This window comes from Pseudarthrobacter sp. RHLT1-30-1 (genome assembly GCF_059383415.1).
The window spans coordinates 51,195-65,401 of the sequence record NZ_JBWZCG010000002.1 but is presented as its reverse complement, the minus strand read 5'-3'; the positions used below and the strand labels follow the sequence as shown (position 1 = coordinate 65,401).

Genomic DNA, 14,207 nt, shown 5'->3' with positions numbered 1-14,207 from the left:
CTGGGGGGTGGGACGGAAGTCCGTAATCCGCGGGCGGGAGGTCCGCCCCGGATCCAACCTGGACAACGTCTAAATCAGCGTAGTGGTTCATCCTGTGAGCCCACCCGCCCCGGGCTGTGGGCAGCCCGCTGTCATGTCAGGCGCCAATTCCGCCGCACTGCGGCCCACCGGTAGGCTGGAACCGTGACCCCTGAAGAACTCTCCCTCGCCATTTCCGCCTGCCTGAAGGACGCCGTCGCCGCCGGTGAAATCTCCCTCCCCGCCTCCGGCATTCCGGATGAGGTGCGCGTTGAGCGTCCGAAGAACCGGGACCACGGCGACTGGGCCACCAACATCGCCCTCCAGCTGGCCAAAACGGCAGGCACCAATCCGCGGGAGTTCGCCTCGGTCCTGGGTGCCCGGCTGAAGTCGATCGACGGCGTCTCCGCCGTCGACATCGCCGGACCGGGGTTCCTGAACATCACCGTCGATGCCGGCGCCGCCGGTGCCCTGGCCAAGGCCATCGTCGAGGCAGGGCCGGACTACGGCACCAACACCGCGCTCGCCGGCCACACGGTCAACATGGAGTTCGTCTCCGCCAACCCCACCGGCCCGCTGCACATCGGCCACACCCGCTGGGCCGCCCTGGGCGACGCGATCGCCCGCGTCCTCCGGGCCTCCGGCGCCGACGTCACCGCCGAGTACTACATCAACGACGCCGGTTCGCAGATGAACGTTTTCGCCCACTCCGTACTCTCCCGGCTGCACGGCCGGGGGGTGCCCGAAGGCGGATACCCCGGCGAGTACATCGCGGAGCTGGGCCACGAGGTGCTGACGCAGCATCCGGACATCCGCGAACTGACCGACGCCGCCGCGCTGCCGGTGATCCGCGGTGCGGCCTACAAGGCCCAGCTGCACGACATCAAGCGCACCCTGGCCGAGTTCGGCGTCGCGTTCGACGTCTATTTCTCCGAGCAGGAGCTGCACGACGCCGGCGCGATCGAGGACGCCGTCGCGCGGCTCCGGGAACAGGGCCACGTGTACGACGACGGCGGCGCGGTCTGGCTGCGCACCACGGACTTCGGCGACGACAAGGACCGGGTGATGATCCGAGCGAACGGCGAGCCGACCTACTTCGCTGCCGACGCCGCCTACTACCTGTCCAAGAAGGACCGCGGCTACACCGAAAAGATCTACCTGCTCGGCGCCGACCACCACGGCTACATCAACCGGCTCAAGGCCATCGCGGCCGCCGCCGGCGACGACCCCGAGGTCAACATCGAGGTCCTGATCGGCCAGCTGGTCTCCGTCAACGGTGCGAAGCTCTCCAAGCGCGCCGGCAACATCATCGAGCTCAAAGACCTGATCTCCTGGCTGGGCAAGGACGCGGTCCGCTACTCGCTGGCACGTTTCCCGGCCGATTCGCCGCTGACCCTGGACCCGGAGCTGCTGAAGAAGCACAGCAACGAAAACCCGGTGTTCTACGTCCAGTACGCGCACGCCCGGTCCCGCGGCACGGCCCGCAACGCCGTCGCGGCCGGGGTGGAGCGCCGTGTGGACGGCAAAGACTGCTTCGAGGCGTCCCTGCTGGAGCATCCGACTGAAAACGAGCTGCTCTCCTACCTCGGCAGCTACCCCTCGATTGTGGCCCGGGCCGCCGAACTGCGCGAGCCGCACCGCGTGGCCCGCCATCTTGAGGTCATCGCCGGCGCCTACCACCGCTGGTACGACGCCTGCCGCGTGGCCCCGCAGGGCGACGAACCGATTACCGACCTTAACCGCACCCGGCTGTGGCTCAACGACGCCACGAGCCAGGTGCTGGCGAACGGGCTGGAACTGCTGGGCGTCTCGGCGCCGGAACGGATGTAACCGCCATGACCACCAACCCGTCCACCGCCGCCTCCGCGCTCGCGCCGGAATGGCTGCAGGTCCCCGCCGACCTCAACGCCCTGCACGAGCCGCTGTGGGCCGGCGGGGTCGCCCGGAACGACGGCGGCGAACTCGCCATTGACGGCATCCCCGTCAGCGAACTGCAGCGCCAGTTCGGCACACCCCTGTTCGTGATGAGCGAGAACGATTTCCGGGCCCGGGCCCGCGCCTTTTCCGACGCCTTCAACGACGCATTCGCCGACATCTGCGGGGGAGTGGACGTCTACTATGCCGGCAAGTCCTTCCTGTGCACCGCGGTGGTCCGCTGGGTGGAGGAAGAGGGGCTGCGGCTGGACACGGCCTCCGGCGGGGAACTCGCCGTTGCCGCCCGCGCCGGGATCCCCGGCGCCGACGTAGCCCTCCACGGCAACAACAAGTCCGACGGCGAGATCCACCGTGCGCTGGATATGAAACTCGGCCGGATCGTGGTGGACAGCCTCGCCGAACTTGAACGCGTCGCCAAGATTGCCGAGGCCCGCGGCGAAACCGCCAGGGTGATGCTCCGGCTGACCCCTGGCGTACACGCGCACACGCACGAATTCATTGCCACCGCCCACGAGGACCAGAAGTTCGGCCTCTCGATGGCCGCGGATTCCACCGAGCAGGCCGGCCTGTCGGCCGCCGAGGAGGCCGTGGCCGCGGCGTCGGGCTACCCCGGCATCGAACTGCTGGGTCTGCACTGCCACATCGGCTCGCAGATCTTCGAGCCGGACGGCTTCGCCCTCGCCGCCCAGAAGCTGTTGGACTTCCTCGCTGCGATGCAGACCAAGTACTCGATCGTGCTCCCGGAGCTCGACCTCGGCGGCGGCTACGGCATCGCCTACACGCCCGTGGACACCCCGCGCCCCGCCGCCGAAATCGCGCAGGCGATGGCCGCCGTCGTCCGCTCCAAATGCGCCGAGCTGGGTATTTCCGCGCCGCGGATTTCAATTGAACCGGGCCGCGCGATCGTCGGAAGCAGCACCTTCACGCTCTATGAGGTCGGCACCCTGAAGACGGTCCGGGTCGATGCCCCAGCGGCCGCTGGCGAACCGACCGAAAACGTTACGTACCCGCGCCGGTATGTGTCGGTGGACGGCGGGATGAGCGATAACCCGCGCCCGGTGCTGTACGACGCGGATTACTCGGCGATTCTGGCCTCCCGGACGTCGGACGCGGCCCCGCAGCTGTCCCGCGTGGTGGGCAAACATTGCGAGAGCGGCGACATAGTTGTTAGAGATGTATATCTGCCCGAGGACGTGGCAGCCGGTGATCTGCTCGCTGTACCGGGGACCGGCGCCTACTGCTGGGCCCTGTCAAGCAACTACAACTATCTGGCCCGGCCGGGCGTTGTCGCTGTGCGCGACGGATCCGCCCGGCTCATTGTCCGCGGGGAAACCGAAGAAGATCTGCTCAACCGCGACATGGGAGTCTGAATGACCGAATTGCGAACCCTGAAAGTGGCCCTGCTGGGCTGTGGAAATGTCGGGGCCCAGGTTGCGCGGATTCTCCTTGACGACGCCGAGATGCTCGCGTCGCGCGCCGGCGCCCGGCTGGAGCTGGCCGGCATCGCCGTGCGCAACCTCGACGCCCCCCGGGAGGTCGAGCTGCCCCGTGCACTGTTCACCACCGACGCCGAGAGCCTGGTCAAGGACGCCGACCTGGTCATCGAGCTGATGGGCGGGATCGGACCCGCCCGGAGCCTGATCCTCACTGCCATCCGGAACGGCGCCTGTGTGGTCACCGGCAACAAGGCTCTCGTAGCCACGGACGGCCCGATCCTCCACGAGGAAGCGGACAAGGCCGGCGTGCAGCTGTCCTACGAGGCCGCCGTCGCCGGTGCGATCCCGATCCTGCGGCCCATCCGGGACAGCCTCTCCGGCGACCGGATCACCCGCGTGCTGGGCATCGTCAACGGCACCACCAACTTCATCCTGGACCAGATGGATACCACCGGGGCGCAGTTCGCCGATGCGCTGGCCGAAGCCCAGCGGCTCGGCTACGCGGAAGCAGACCCCACCGCCGACGTCGAGGGTTATGACGCTGCTTCCAAAGCCGCGATCCTCGCCTCGCTGTCCTTCCATACCCGCTTCTCCCTGGACGATGTGTACTGCGAAGGCATCAGCGCCGTCACCGCCGCGGACATCGCCGCGGCGAAGGACGCCGGTTTTGTCATCAAGCTGCTTGCGATTGCGGAGAAGCTGGGGGCCACAGGCAGCGGAACAGGAAAGGAGACGGATGCCGACGGAAACACCGGTGTCTCCGTGCGCGTGCACCCCACGCTGCTGCCGCGTGAACACCCGCTGGCTGCCGTTCACGGCGCGTTCAACGCCGTCTTCATCGAGGCTGAAAACGCCGGCGAGCTGATGTTCTATGGCCAGGGCGCCGGCGGCAAGCCGACCGCTTCAGCCGTGATGGGCGATCTCGTCTCCGCGGCCCGCAGCATCGTCCTGGGCGGTCCCGGCCGCGCCGAGACAACGACGGGCCAGGTGGTGGCACTGCCCATCACCGACGCGGTCACCAGCTACTACATCGGCCTCGACGTCGCCGACCAGCCCGGTGTGCTGGCCAAGATCGCCCGGCTCTTCGCCGATCACGGCGTTTCCATTGAAATCATGCGGCAGACGATCCACCGCGATACGGATTCCCATCTCGAATCTGCGGAGCTCCGGATCGTTACCCACCGCGCAAGCGAGGCTGCACTGGCAGCAACCGTCGAGGCCGTCAAGGGCCTGGGCGTCATCAATTCCGTTACATCCGTACTGCGGGTAGAAGGAGTCTAAGTGGCTCACCAATGGCGCGGCGTCATCCGCGAATACGCTGAACGACTGCCGGTCACCGAGGCAACCAAGGTCATCACCCTCGGGGAGGGCGGCACCCCGCTCGTATACGCGCAGCAGCTCTCCGCGCTCACCGGCAGCGATGTCTACCTCAAGGTCGAGGGGATGAACCCGACCGGTTCCTTCAAGGACCGCGGCATGACCATGGCCATGACGGCAGCGGTTGCCGCCGGCGCCAAGGCCGTGGTGTGCGCCTCCACCGGCAACACCTCCGCCTCGGCCGCCGCGTACGCCACTGCTGCCGGGCTGAAGTGCGTTGTGCTGGTGCCCGAAGGAAAGATTTCGATGGGCAAGCTGAGCCAGGCCATCGCCCACGGCGCCACCCTGCTGCAGGTCGACGGCAACTTCGATGACTGCCTCGACATCGCCCGCAAGCTGGGGGAGTCCTACCCGGTGTTCCTGGTCAACTCGGTCAACCCGGCACGGATCGAGGGCCAGAAAACCGGCGCCTTCGAAGTGGTGGACAGCCTCGGGGACGCTCCCGACTTCCACGTGCTGCCCGTCGGCAACGCCGGCAATATCACCGCGTACTGGAAGGGCTACAAGGAGTACTGCGCGCCGTTCGAGTCCGCCACGGCAGGCACGCTGGCGCCGGTCTCCACCCGGACCCCGGTTATGTGGGGATTCCAGGCCGCCGGCGCGGCCCCCTTCGTCGCCGGCCACCCGATCACCGAACCCGACACGATCGCGACCGCCATCCGGATCGGCAACCCCGCGTCCTGGGATTCCGCCATCGCCGCGCGCGACGAGTCCGGCGGCTTGATTGAGGCCGTGACCGACGACGAAATCCTCTCCGCCCACCGTTGGCTGTCCGCCCGCGAGGGCGTCTTCGTCGAACCCGGCTCCGCCGCCGGCGTCGCGGGCCTGATCAAGAAACACGCGGCCGGCGAAGTGCCGTCCGGCAAAACCATCGTCATTACGGTCACCGGCCACGGGCTGAAGGATCCGCAGTGGGCGCTCCGCACCGAGGACGGCAGCGAAGTGGAGCCCGTCAAGGTCTCGAACGACGTGGTCACCGTCGCCACAGCCCTGGGACTGGAAGAAAAGTAACCGTGGAAACCACCCTCACCATCCCGGCCGAGTCCGCCGCCGACACGCCGGCGGTTCCGGCCGGGCAGCTCGTGACGGTCCGCGTGCCGGCCACGAGCGCGAACCTCGGCCCCGGGTATGACAGCCTCGGCCTGGCGCTGACGCTGTTCGACACCCTGACGGTGGAAACCCTGGACAGCGGCGAGCTGGAATTCGAGCTGAGCGGCGAGGGGGCGGAATCCCTGCCCCGCGACGCCAGCCACCTGGTGGTTCGGGCGATTACGGAGGCACTTCACCGGCTGGGCTTCCGGCACAGCGGCCTGCGGATCACGGCCGACAATGTCAACCCGCATGGCCGCGGACTGGGCTCCTCGGCCTGTGCCGTGGTTGCCGCGGTGACCGCCGCCAATGCCCTCGTTCCGGAGCGCTCACGCCGGGACAGGGACTGGGTCCTGCAGCTCACGAGTGAAATGGAAGGCCACCCCGACAACGTCGCACCCGCGATTTTCGGCGGACTGGCGCTGTCCTGGCAGGACAGTGACCAGTACAGCAGCACCTGCGCCGCTGTCGCTTCCGCGGTCATCCCCGTGGTCGCAGTGCCGGACTTTGAACTCTCCACCGAAGCCGCCCGGGCACTGCTGCCCGCCTCTGTGGGCCACCACGCGGCGGCGATGAACTCCGGACGGGCGGCCCTGCTGATCCACGCCCTGACGCAGAAGCCGGAATTCCTGCTGGCCGGCACGAAGGACTACCTGCACCAGAGCTACCGCGCCGAGGCGATGCGGCCCAGCGCGGACCTCATCGCCGCCCTGCGGCAGTCCGGCTTTGCCGCCGTCGTCTCCGGGGCCGGCCCGACCGTGCTGGTTCTGGCCAACGGGGAGGCCCAGGCCGCGGCCGCCGTCGACTTCATCGGCGCCTTCACTGCCGGCAACACGCCCGACGTCGGCTGGCGTGTGATGAAGCTGGCTGTGGACGTCGAAGGTGCTAAAGTGGAAGTGCACCGGCGGTAATCACGCAGGCGGTAATTCAGTTACTGTTCAAAAGACCGCGATGTTGGCCTAGTTGCCTCTCTCATCTTTCACTGCGCAATACTTTTCGGTGCCACCTGCTTTTGGTCTGACGCAGGAATCCGCAGAATATTATCTGCACCCCTGAAACGTCAGTCCGCCGTTCCTTCTCTATCGGAACGCGCCAGGTGAAGCTCCATCCGGCCGTGCTGGCCAATATCCATCCGGCAAGGCCGAAATCCCGGCTGCAGATCTGAACTGCAGCCCAGATCAAATCATCGCGTCCAGCTCCTAGTCTGGACGCCGTCGAGGGGGAAGGATCCTTCGTGACCGAAACCACTGAGCTGTCTTCAGCTGTGGAAACATCATCTTCTGCTGCCGGATCGTCAACGGCTGCACCCGCCAAGAGCAGTGGCCTTGCCGGCCTCAAGCTCGCCCAGCTCCAGGCTCTTGCCAGCCAGCTGGGGATTTCCGGCGGTTCCCGGATGCGGAAGGGCGATCTGGTCACTGCCATCTCCGCTCACCGCGCCGGTACTCCCGTGAGCAAGGCCCCGGCCCGTGCTGCGGAAAAGGCGACCGACAATGGGACCGTCGCCCACTCCGCCGCTCCGGCAGCCCTGCCTGCCGCCGCCGAGCCCGAAGCCCCGGCCCAGGAAAACCCCCGTGCCCGTGGCCGTGGCCGCAGCCGCCGCGCCGGCAGCGACGGTGTCATCACGACCCCCGCCGCCGAAGCTCCGGCCGCAGCCGCTCCCGCCGTGGAGGCTCCCGTGGCTTCGGCCGAGAACGGCACTTCCCCGGCCGGCTCTGCCGGCACGGAAGGCAGCGACCGCACCCGCCAGCCGCGGACCCGCAACCGCCGCCGCGGCGAAGCTGCCGAGCAGACCGCCGGCCAGGGTGCAGCACCGGCCGCTGAGGCCCCGGCCGAACAGGCCTCCGGCGAACAGCGCCAGGCCGAGCGCACGGAACAGCGTTCCGAACAGCGCACCGAGCAGCGCCAGGCCGAGCAGGGCAGCGAAGACGGCCAGCGCCGGGAGAACACCCGCGCCCGTGGCGGCCGCGACGAGGCTGCAGGCAACCGCGACAACGCTCCCAGCCGCGACAACGCTCCGAGCCGCGACAACACCCGCGACACAGATGACAGCGACGGCGGCAGCCGCCGGAACCGCCGCAACCGGCGCGACCGCAATGACCGTCCCGAGCGCTCCGGCGGCCAGGACAGCCGCGACAACACCTCGCGCAACGACCGCTTCCGTGACCGCAACGACCGTAACGACCGCCGTCGCGGACGCGTCCAGGGACCGGACGTCGACGACGTCGAGGTCACCGAGGACGACGTCCTGCTGCCCGTCGCCGGCATCCTGGACGTGCTGGAGAACTACGCGTTCATCCGCACCTCCGGCTACCTGCCGGGCCCGAACGACGTCTACGTGTCCCTCGCCCAGGTCAAGAAGTACAACCTGCGCAAGGGCGACGCCGTCGTCGGTGCCATCCGTGCACCGCGTGAAGGCGAGTCCCAGCAGGCGAACCAGCAGCAGACCGCCCGGCAGAAGTTCAACGCCCTGGTCCGCGTCACCTCGGTCAACGGCAAGACCCCCGAGGAACTCAAGGACCGCGTCGAGTTCGCGAAGCTCGTCCCGCTGTACCCCTCCGAGCGCCTGCGCCTCGAGACGGACCCCAAGAAGATCGGCCCCCGCGTCATCGACCTGGTTGCCCCGATCGGCAAGGGCCAGCGCGGCCTGATCGTTTCGCCGCCGAAGGCCGGCAAGACGCTCATCCTGCAGTCCATCGCCAACGCCATCACGATCAACAATCCTGAGGTCCACCTCATGATGGTGCTCGTTGACGAACGCCCCGAAGAAGTCACGGACATGCAGCGCACCGTCAAGGGTGAGGTCATCGCCTCCACCTTCGACCGTCCCGCCGATGACCACACGACCGTGGCCGAACTCTCCATCGAGCGTGCCAAGCGCCTCGTGGAAATGGGCATGGACGTTGTGGTCCTGCTGGACTCGATGACCCGCCTGGGCCGTGCCTACAACCTGGCGGCACCGGCGTCCGGCCGTATCCTCTCCGGTGGTGTCGACTCCGCCGCGCTGTACCCGCCGAAGCGCTTCTTCGGTGCAGCCCGCAACATCGAAAACGGAGGCTCGCTCACCATCCTGGCCACCGCGCTCGTCGAGACCGGCTCCAAGATGGACGAGGTCATCTTCGAAGAGTTCAAGGGCACCGGCAACATGGAACTGCGCCTGTCCCGCCAGCTCGCGGACAAGCGCATCTTCCCGGCCGTGGACGTCAACGCGTCCGGTACCCGCCGCGAGGAAAACCTGCTGTCCCCCGAGGAAGTCAAGATCATGTGGAAGCTGCGCCGTGTCCTTTCCGGACTCGAAACGCAGCAGAGCCTTGAGCTGCTGACCAACAAGATCCGGGAGACCCAGAGCAACGTCGAGTTCCTCATGCAGGTACAGAAGACCACGCTTGGTGCGAAGTCCGATAACGACAAGTAGCGACGCGTAACCGCTCGGAAATTGGCGGCCCTTCCCGGGCCGCCAATTCCCCGGGCGGTTCCTGCGTTAACCGGTCCCCTCCGCTGCACACGCAACGCGGGGTCACCTTGAGCCCATCAGGGCCGCTGGAATGGGCCGTAAGTGACCCCGCGTTGCAGTAACTAGACTTGAGAGAGTCGAAAGAGGGTTTGGAAAATGTTTGAGTCCGTACAGGGCCTGTTGGATGAGCACGATGCCATCCAGGCGCAGCTTGGGGATCCTGCTGTTTATGCTGACCAGAAGATTGCCCGGAAGCTGGGGCGGCGCTCGGCCCAGCTGAACGGCATTGTCGAGGCGTACCACGCCTGGCACGCCATCCAGGATGACCTTGCGGCGGCCCGGGAAATGGCGGGGGAGGACCCCGAGTTCGCCGCCGAAGTGCCCGAGCTGGAGGCGGCGCTGGAAACGGCAGCGGCCAAGCTGCGCCGGCTCCTGATCCCGCGCGACCCGGACGATGCCCGCAACGTGATCCTGGAAGTCAAGGGCGGCGAGGGCGGCGACGAGGCCGCGCTGTTCGCGGCCGACCTGCTCCGGATGTACACCCGGTACGCGGAATCCCGCGGCTGGAAGACCGAGATGATTTCGGCCAACGAATCGGACCTGGGCGGCTACAAGGACGTCCAGGTCGCGATCAAGGGCAACTCCAACGATCCGGCGGAAGGCGTGTACGCGCGGCTCAAGTTCGAAGGCGGCGTGCACCGTGTGCAGCGCGTTCCCGTGACGGAGTCCCAGGGCCGCATCCACACCTCGGCCGCCGGCGTGCTGGTGCTGCCGGAAGTGGATGAGCCCGAAGAACTGGAGATCAGCCAGAACGATCTTAAAATCGACGTCTACCGTTCCTCCGGCCCCGGCGGCCAGTCCGTGAACACCACCGACTCCGCAGTCCGGATCACCCACCTCCCCACCGGAATCGTGGTGGCCATGCAGAACGAGAAGTCGCAGCTGCAGAACCGCGAGGCCGGCATGCGCGTCCTGCGCGCCCGCATCCTCGCGCACCAGCAGGAGCAGATCGACGCCGAGAACTCGGCGCAGCGCAAGTCGCAGATCCGCACCATGGACCGCTCGGAGCGGATCCGGACCTACAACTACCCGGAAAACAGGATCGCGGACCACCGGACCGGCTACAAGGCCTACAACCTGGACCAGGTCATGAACGGCGACCTGGAACCGGTGATCCAGTCGGCCATCGAGATGGACGAACAGGCCCGACTCGACGCCATCGGCGACTGATCCCGGATTGTGATGACAGAAGGAACCGGGCAAAGCCTCGCGGACGCCGTCCGCGAGGCCACCGCCGTCCTGGCCGCCGCGGGCGTCCCGAGTCCACGGAACGACGCCGAACTCCTCGCCGAGCACCTGCTGGGCGTGGGGCTCGGCCGGCTGCGTGCCCTGATGCTCGGCGACACCCCCGCCCCGGGCGGCTACCGGGATCTCGTTGCCGAGCGGGCCGAGCGTATACCACTGCAGCACATCACCGGCGTCGCGCATTTCCGCTACCTGGAGCTGGCAGTCGGGCCGGGAGTATTCATTCCCCGGCCGGAAACCGAATCCGTGGTGCAGCTGGTGATTGACCGGCTGCAGGGCATGGCGCATCCCAAGGTCGTGGATCTTGGCACCGGTTCCGGGGCCATCGCCGGTTCGATCGCGCATGAGGTTCCCGGCGCCGAGGTGTATGCCGTCGAGTTCAGCGAGTTCGCCCACGCCTGGGCTGCCAGGAACCTGCTGCCCCTCGGTGTCCGGCTGATCCGCGGTGACCTGCGCGATGCCCTCGTCGGGCAGAACGGGACGTTCGACGTCGTGGTCTCCAATCCCCCCTATATTCCCGCCGAAGCGGTTCCCACCGAACCCGAGGTGGCGCTGCACGATCCGCCCGAGGCGCTGTACGGCGGGGGAGCGGACGGCATGGAACTCCCGACGGCGGCCGCTGCCTCCGCAGCCAGGCTGCTGTTGCCCGGCGGCTACTTCGTGATGGAACACGCCGAAGTCCAGGCCGGCGCGATTGCCGCGCTGCTGGAGCGCTCCGGGCTCTGGACCGCGGTGGCTACGCATCAGGATCTCAACGGCAAGGACCGGGCCACCAGTGCCGTCCTCGCCGACCCGGCCGGCCCGCGGTGACCGGGGCAACGCCCAACGTGATGAAAGAATAGGCCAGTGACGACTAGCTACGATTGCACGGCAGCCGAGCAACGCGCTGCAGGACTCGAACACGCCCAGCGGGCCATCCGGGAGCACAAGTGCGTCGTCTTCCCGACGGACACCGTGTACGGGATCGCCGCCGATGCGTTTTCCCCGCTCGCAGTGACCCTGCTGCTGGCCTCGAAGGGCCGCAGCCGCAGGATGCCGCCGCCTGTCCTGATTCCCCGGCTCAACGCCCTCGACGGTCTCGCCACCGACGTTCCGGCCGAGGCCCGCCGCCTCGCCGAGGCGTTCTGGCCCGGCGGACTGACCCTCATTCTGCACGCCCAGCCGTCCCTTGACTGGGATCTCGGCGAAACCAAGGGCACCGTCGCCTTGCGGATCCCGGCGGACGACGTCGCCCAGGACCTCCTGACGCTGACCGGGCCGCTGGCGGTCTCCTCGGCGAACCGCACCGGCCAGGCGGCGGCACAGACCGCCGCCGAGGCCGAGGCCCAGCTGGCGGAGTCCGTGGAGGTTTACCTTGAAGGCGGGCCGCGCCCGGCCGAGGGAGCCGACGCGCTGCCGTCCACCATCGTTGATGCCACCGCTCTCCCGCTGCGCGTGGTCCGGCAGGGCGCCATCAGCCTGGCGCGGCTCCGCGAGGTCGTCCCGGAACTGCTTGGCGTCGGCGAGGAACCGTCCGCCGTCGAAACGCCCGCGACACCCGAAAAGCCCGAAAAAACCGCAGCCGACACTGACGCTGACCCTGACAGCGCCGACACCGACCCTGACACTGCCGACGCAGCCGACACTGTCAGCACCACTGCCAGCAGCGGCGATACCGCAGCCGACGATCTCCCGAGGAACTGACATGCAGCCTAAAGTCGCCGTCGCGGCAGTAACCTTCGACCGCCACGAGGAACTCACCCTTCTGCTCAAGGGTTTGGCCGAACAGACCGCCCCCATCCACTCCATCGCTCTCGTGGACTCCGGCACCGTCCCGGCGACCGACGTCGTGAACGCCGGCGGGGACAACATCAACTACCTGCGCTCCGAGGCCAACCTCGGCGGCGCCGGGGGATTCGCCTACGCGATTTTGGCTGCCATGGCCAGCGGCGCGGAGTGGATCTGGATGATGGACGATGACGGCCACCCCGAGGACGCGAGCTGCCTCGCCGAGCTGCTCAGGACCGCCGAGGAGCACCAGCTCGATATCGTGAGCCCGCTCGTCGCCGCCACGGCCGACCCCAACCGGCTCTCGTTCAACTTCCGGATCAACGGACTGTTGACCAACGACCGCTCCCGGCTGGCCCCGATGGGCTACCTTCCGGACATGGTGCACTTCTTCAACGGCGCCCTGATCCGCACGGAGGTCTTCTACAAGATCGGCATCCCCGACGTGAAGTTCTTTATCCGCGGCGATGAGGTCGACTTCCTGTCCCGGGTCAAGAAGGCCGGCCTCAAGTACGGCACGCTGGCCACCGTCGCCGTCCAGCACCCGGCCACCTGGACCGAAATGAAGCCCGTCTTCGGCGGCTTCATCACCCCGGTCATTCCGGAGGGCGACTTCAAGCGGTACTGCTACTTCCGCAACCGCGGCTACCTCACCCGGAAGTACCGCAACCTGCGCTGGTTCGGGGCGGACATCGTGGGGTTCCCGTACTACTTCCTGAAGACCGGCGACCTCAAGGGCCTCGCACACTGGTTCCGCGCCTATTCGATGGGTTTCCGCGGAAAGGGCTTCGGCTCACCCGCCCAACTGATGTCCAGCAACAGCTAGGCCGGCGTGAAGAACCTGTTTGCCGTCGTCGTCACCTACAACCGTGCCGACTTCCTGGAGAACCTGCTCGACTCCTTCAGCCGCCTGACAACCCGGCCGGACCGGATCCTGGTGGTGGACAACGCCAGCAGCGACCACACCGGCGAGGTTGTCGCCCGCGCCATGGCCGCCGGGGAGCTGCCGATCCAGTATGAGCGGCTGCCCGCGAACGCGGGCGGCTCCGGCGGCTTCTCCCGCGGCGTCGAGCTGGCCCTCGCGGCCGGTGCCGACTGGCTGTGGCTGATGGACGACGACGTCGAGGTGCTCCCGGGGGCCGTCGAGGCGCTGGACAGGTTCACCCCCGACTACTCCTGCATGATCGGCCGCCGCTACGATGCGGCAGGGAAGCCCTTCTTCTGGCAGCACCATTTCGTCGAGGCGCTCGGCGTCTTCCTGCCCGTCTCGGGTGATGTCTTCCGCAACTCCGATGTTTTCCGCACCAACGTGGGGAATTTCGAGGGGATGCTGATCAAGGCGCCCCTGGCCCGGAGCATCGGGCTGCCGGACCCGCGGTTCTTCATTACCTGGGATGACCTCATCTACGGCTGGCTCGCGGCGCAGCAGACGCCGGTGGTCTATGTGAACGCCTTTGTCATCAAAAAAGTCCGGGCCCAGCGCCAGGTGGATCTGGGCCTGCGCCACCTCAACGATTCTTCGGACCTGAGCCGGCGCTACGTGATGCGGAACAGGGGCCACGTGGCGCACTACCTGCGGGGGTACGGCAAATACAACCGGCTCGGTTTCGGCGCCGGGACGGCCTTGACGTATTTGAAGGAAATTGCGCGACTGGTGCTGGTAGAACGCAGCCTGAAGGGCGCCGGTGCGCTGTGGCAGGGCTGGCGCGAATCGCGCGTCATCCTCGCCGACCGGAGCTGGCAGCCGATGCCGCCGGTACCCCCTGCGGCGGGACCGGAACCGGCCTGACGCAGGCTCCGGGACGCGTAACCATCCCCGTCCGGCCGGC

11 protein-coding genes are annotated in these 14,207 nt (G+C 67.7%); all 11 read left to right on the top strand.

The window, feature by feature from the left end:
- The first annotated feature begins 183 nt into the window (after window positions 1-183).
- Window positions 184-1,848, top strand: coding sequence for an arginine--tRNA ligase (gene argS, locus AC50YM_RS02725; protein WP_494955478.1), 1,665 nt, complete (start codon window positions 184-186; stop codon window positions 1,846-1,848).
- A gap of 5 nt (window positions 1,849-1,853) precedes the next feature.
- Window positions 1,854-3,323 carry a diaminopimelate decarboxylase gene (gene lysA / locus AC50YM_RS02720; RefSeq protein ID WP_494955477.1) on the top strand — a complete coding sequence of 490 codons (1,470 nt, stop codon included), beginning with the start codon at window positions 1,854-1,856 and terminating at the stop codon, window positions 3,321-3,323.
- The gene (locus tag AC50YM_RS02715) at window positions 3,324-4,670 is read left to right on the top strand and encodes a homoserine dehydrogenase (protein WP_494955476.1); all 1,347 of its coding nucleotides are present in this window, start codon (window positions 3,324-3,326) and stop codon (window positions 4,668-4,670) included.
- Window positions 4,671-5,777, top strand: a complete 1,107-nt coding sequence (gene thrC, locus AC50YM_RS02710; protein ID WP_494955475.1) for a threonine synthase — start codon at window positions 4,671-4,673, stop codon at window positions 5,775-5,777. It abuts the gene before it with no gap.
- 2 nt (window positions 5,778-5,779) lie between these two features.
- Window positions 5,780-6,766 carry a homoserine kinase gene (gene thrB, locus AC50YM_RS02705; RefSeq protein ID WP_494955474.1) on the top strand — a complete coding sequence of 329 codons (987 nt, stop codon included), beginning with the start codon at window positions 5,780-5,782 and terminating at the stop codon, window positions 6,764-6,766.
- Window positions 6,767-7,089: 323 nt separating this feature from the next.
- The gene (gene rho / locus AC50YM_RS02700; RefSeq protein ID WP_494955473.1) at window positions 7,090-9,267 is read left to right on the top strand and encodes a transcription termination factor Rho; all 2,178 of its coding nucleotides are present in this window, start codon (window positions 7,090-7,092) and stop codon (window positions 9,265-9,267) included.
- A 195-nt stretch (window positions 9,268-9,462) separates the two neighbouring features.
- Window positions 9,463-10,536 (top strand): peptide chain release factor 1, encoded by a 1,074-nt coding sequence (prfA, locus tag AC50YM_RS02695; RefSeq protein WP_494955472.1) that lies wholly within the window; start codon window positions 9,463-9,465, stop codon window positions 10,534-10,536.
- A 12-nt stretch (window positions 10,537-10,548) separates the two neighbouring features.
- Window positions 10,549-11,421, top strand: coding sequence for a peptide chain release factor N(5)-glutamine methyltransferase (prmC, locus tag AC50YM_RS02690; RefSeq protein WP_494955471.1), 873 nt, complete (start codon window positions 10,549-10,551; stop codon window positions 11,419-11,421).
- 36 nt (window positions 11,422-11,457) lie between these two features.
- A complete protein-coding gene (locus AC50YM_RS02685; RefSeq protein ID WP_494955470.1) occupies window positions 11,458-12,294 on the top strand; it encodes an L-threonylcarbamoyladenylate synthase in 837 nt (278 codons plus the stop codon).
- A gap of 1 nt (window position 12,295) precedes the next feature.
- The gene (locus tag AC50YM_RS02680) at window positions 12,296-13,204 is read left to right on the top strand and encodes a glycosyltransferase (RefSeq protein WP_494955469.1); all 909 of its coding nucleotides are present in this window, start codon (window positions 12,296-12,298) and stop codon (window positions 13,202-13,204) included.
- Window positions 13,205-13,210: 6 nt separating this feature from the next.
- Window positions 13,211-14,167, top strand: a complete 957-nt coding sequence (locus tag AC50YM_RS02675; protein WP_494955468.1) for a glycosyltransferase — start codon at window positions 13,211-13,213, stop codon at window positions 14,165-14,167.
- Window positions 14,168-14,207 lie beyond the last annotated feature (40 nt).

What these genes read in the sequence shown, in the direction of transcription:
- prmC (WP_494955471.1), top strand. Translation starts at nt 10,549, where the DNA reads ATGACAGAAGGAACCGGGCAAAGCCTCGCGGACGCCGTCCGCGAGGCC.
- AC50YM_RS02715 (WP_494955476.1), top strand. Translation starts at nt 3,324, where the DNA reads ATGACCGAATTGCGAACCCTGAAAGTGGCCCTGCTGGGCTGTGGAAAT.
- AC50YM_RS02680 (WP_494955469.1), top strand. Translation starts at nt 12,296, where the DNA reads ATGCAGCCTAAAGTCGCCGTCGCGGCAGTAACCTTCGACCGCCACGAG.
- prfA (WP_494955472.1), top strand. Translation starts at nt 9,463, where the DNA reads ATGTTTGAGTCCGTACAGGGCCTGTTGGATGAGCACGATGCCATCCAG.
- lysA (WP_494955477.1), top strand. Translation starts at nt 1,854, where the DNA reads ATGACCACCAACCCGTCCACCGCCGCCTCCGCGCTCGCGCCGGAATGG.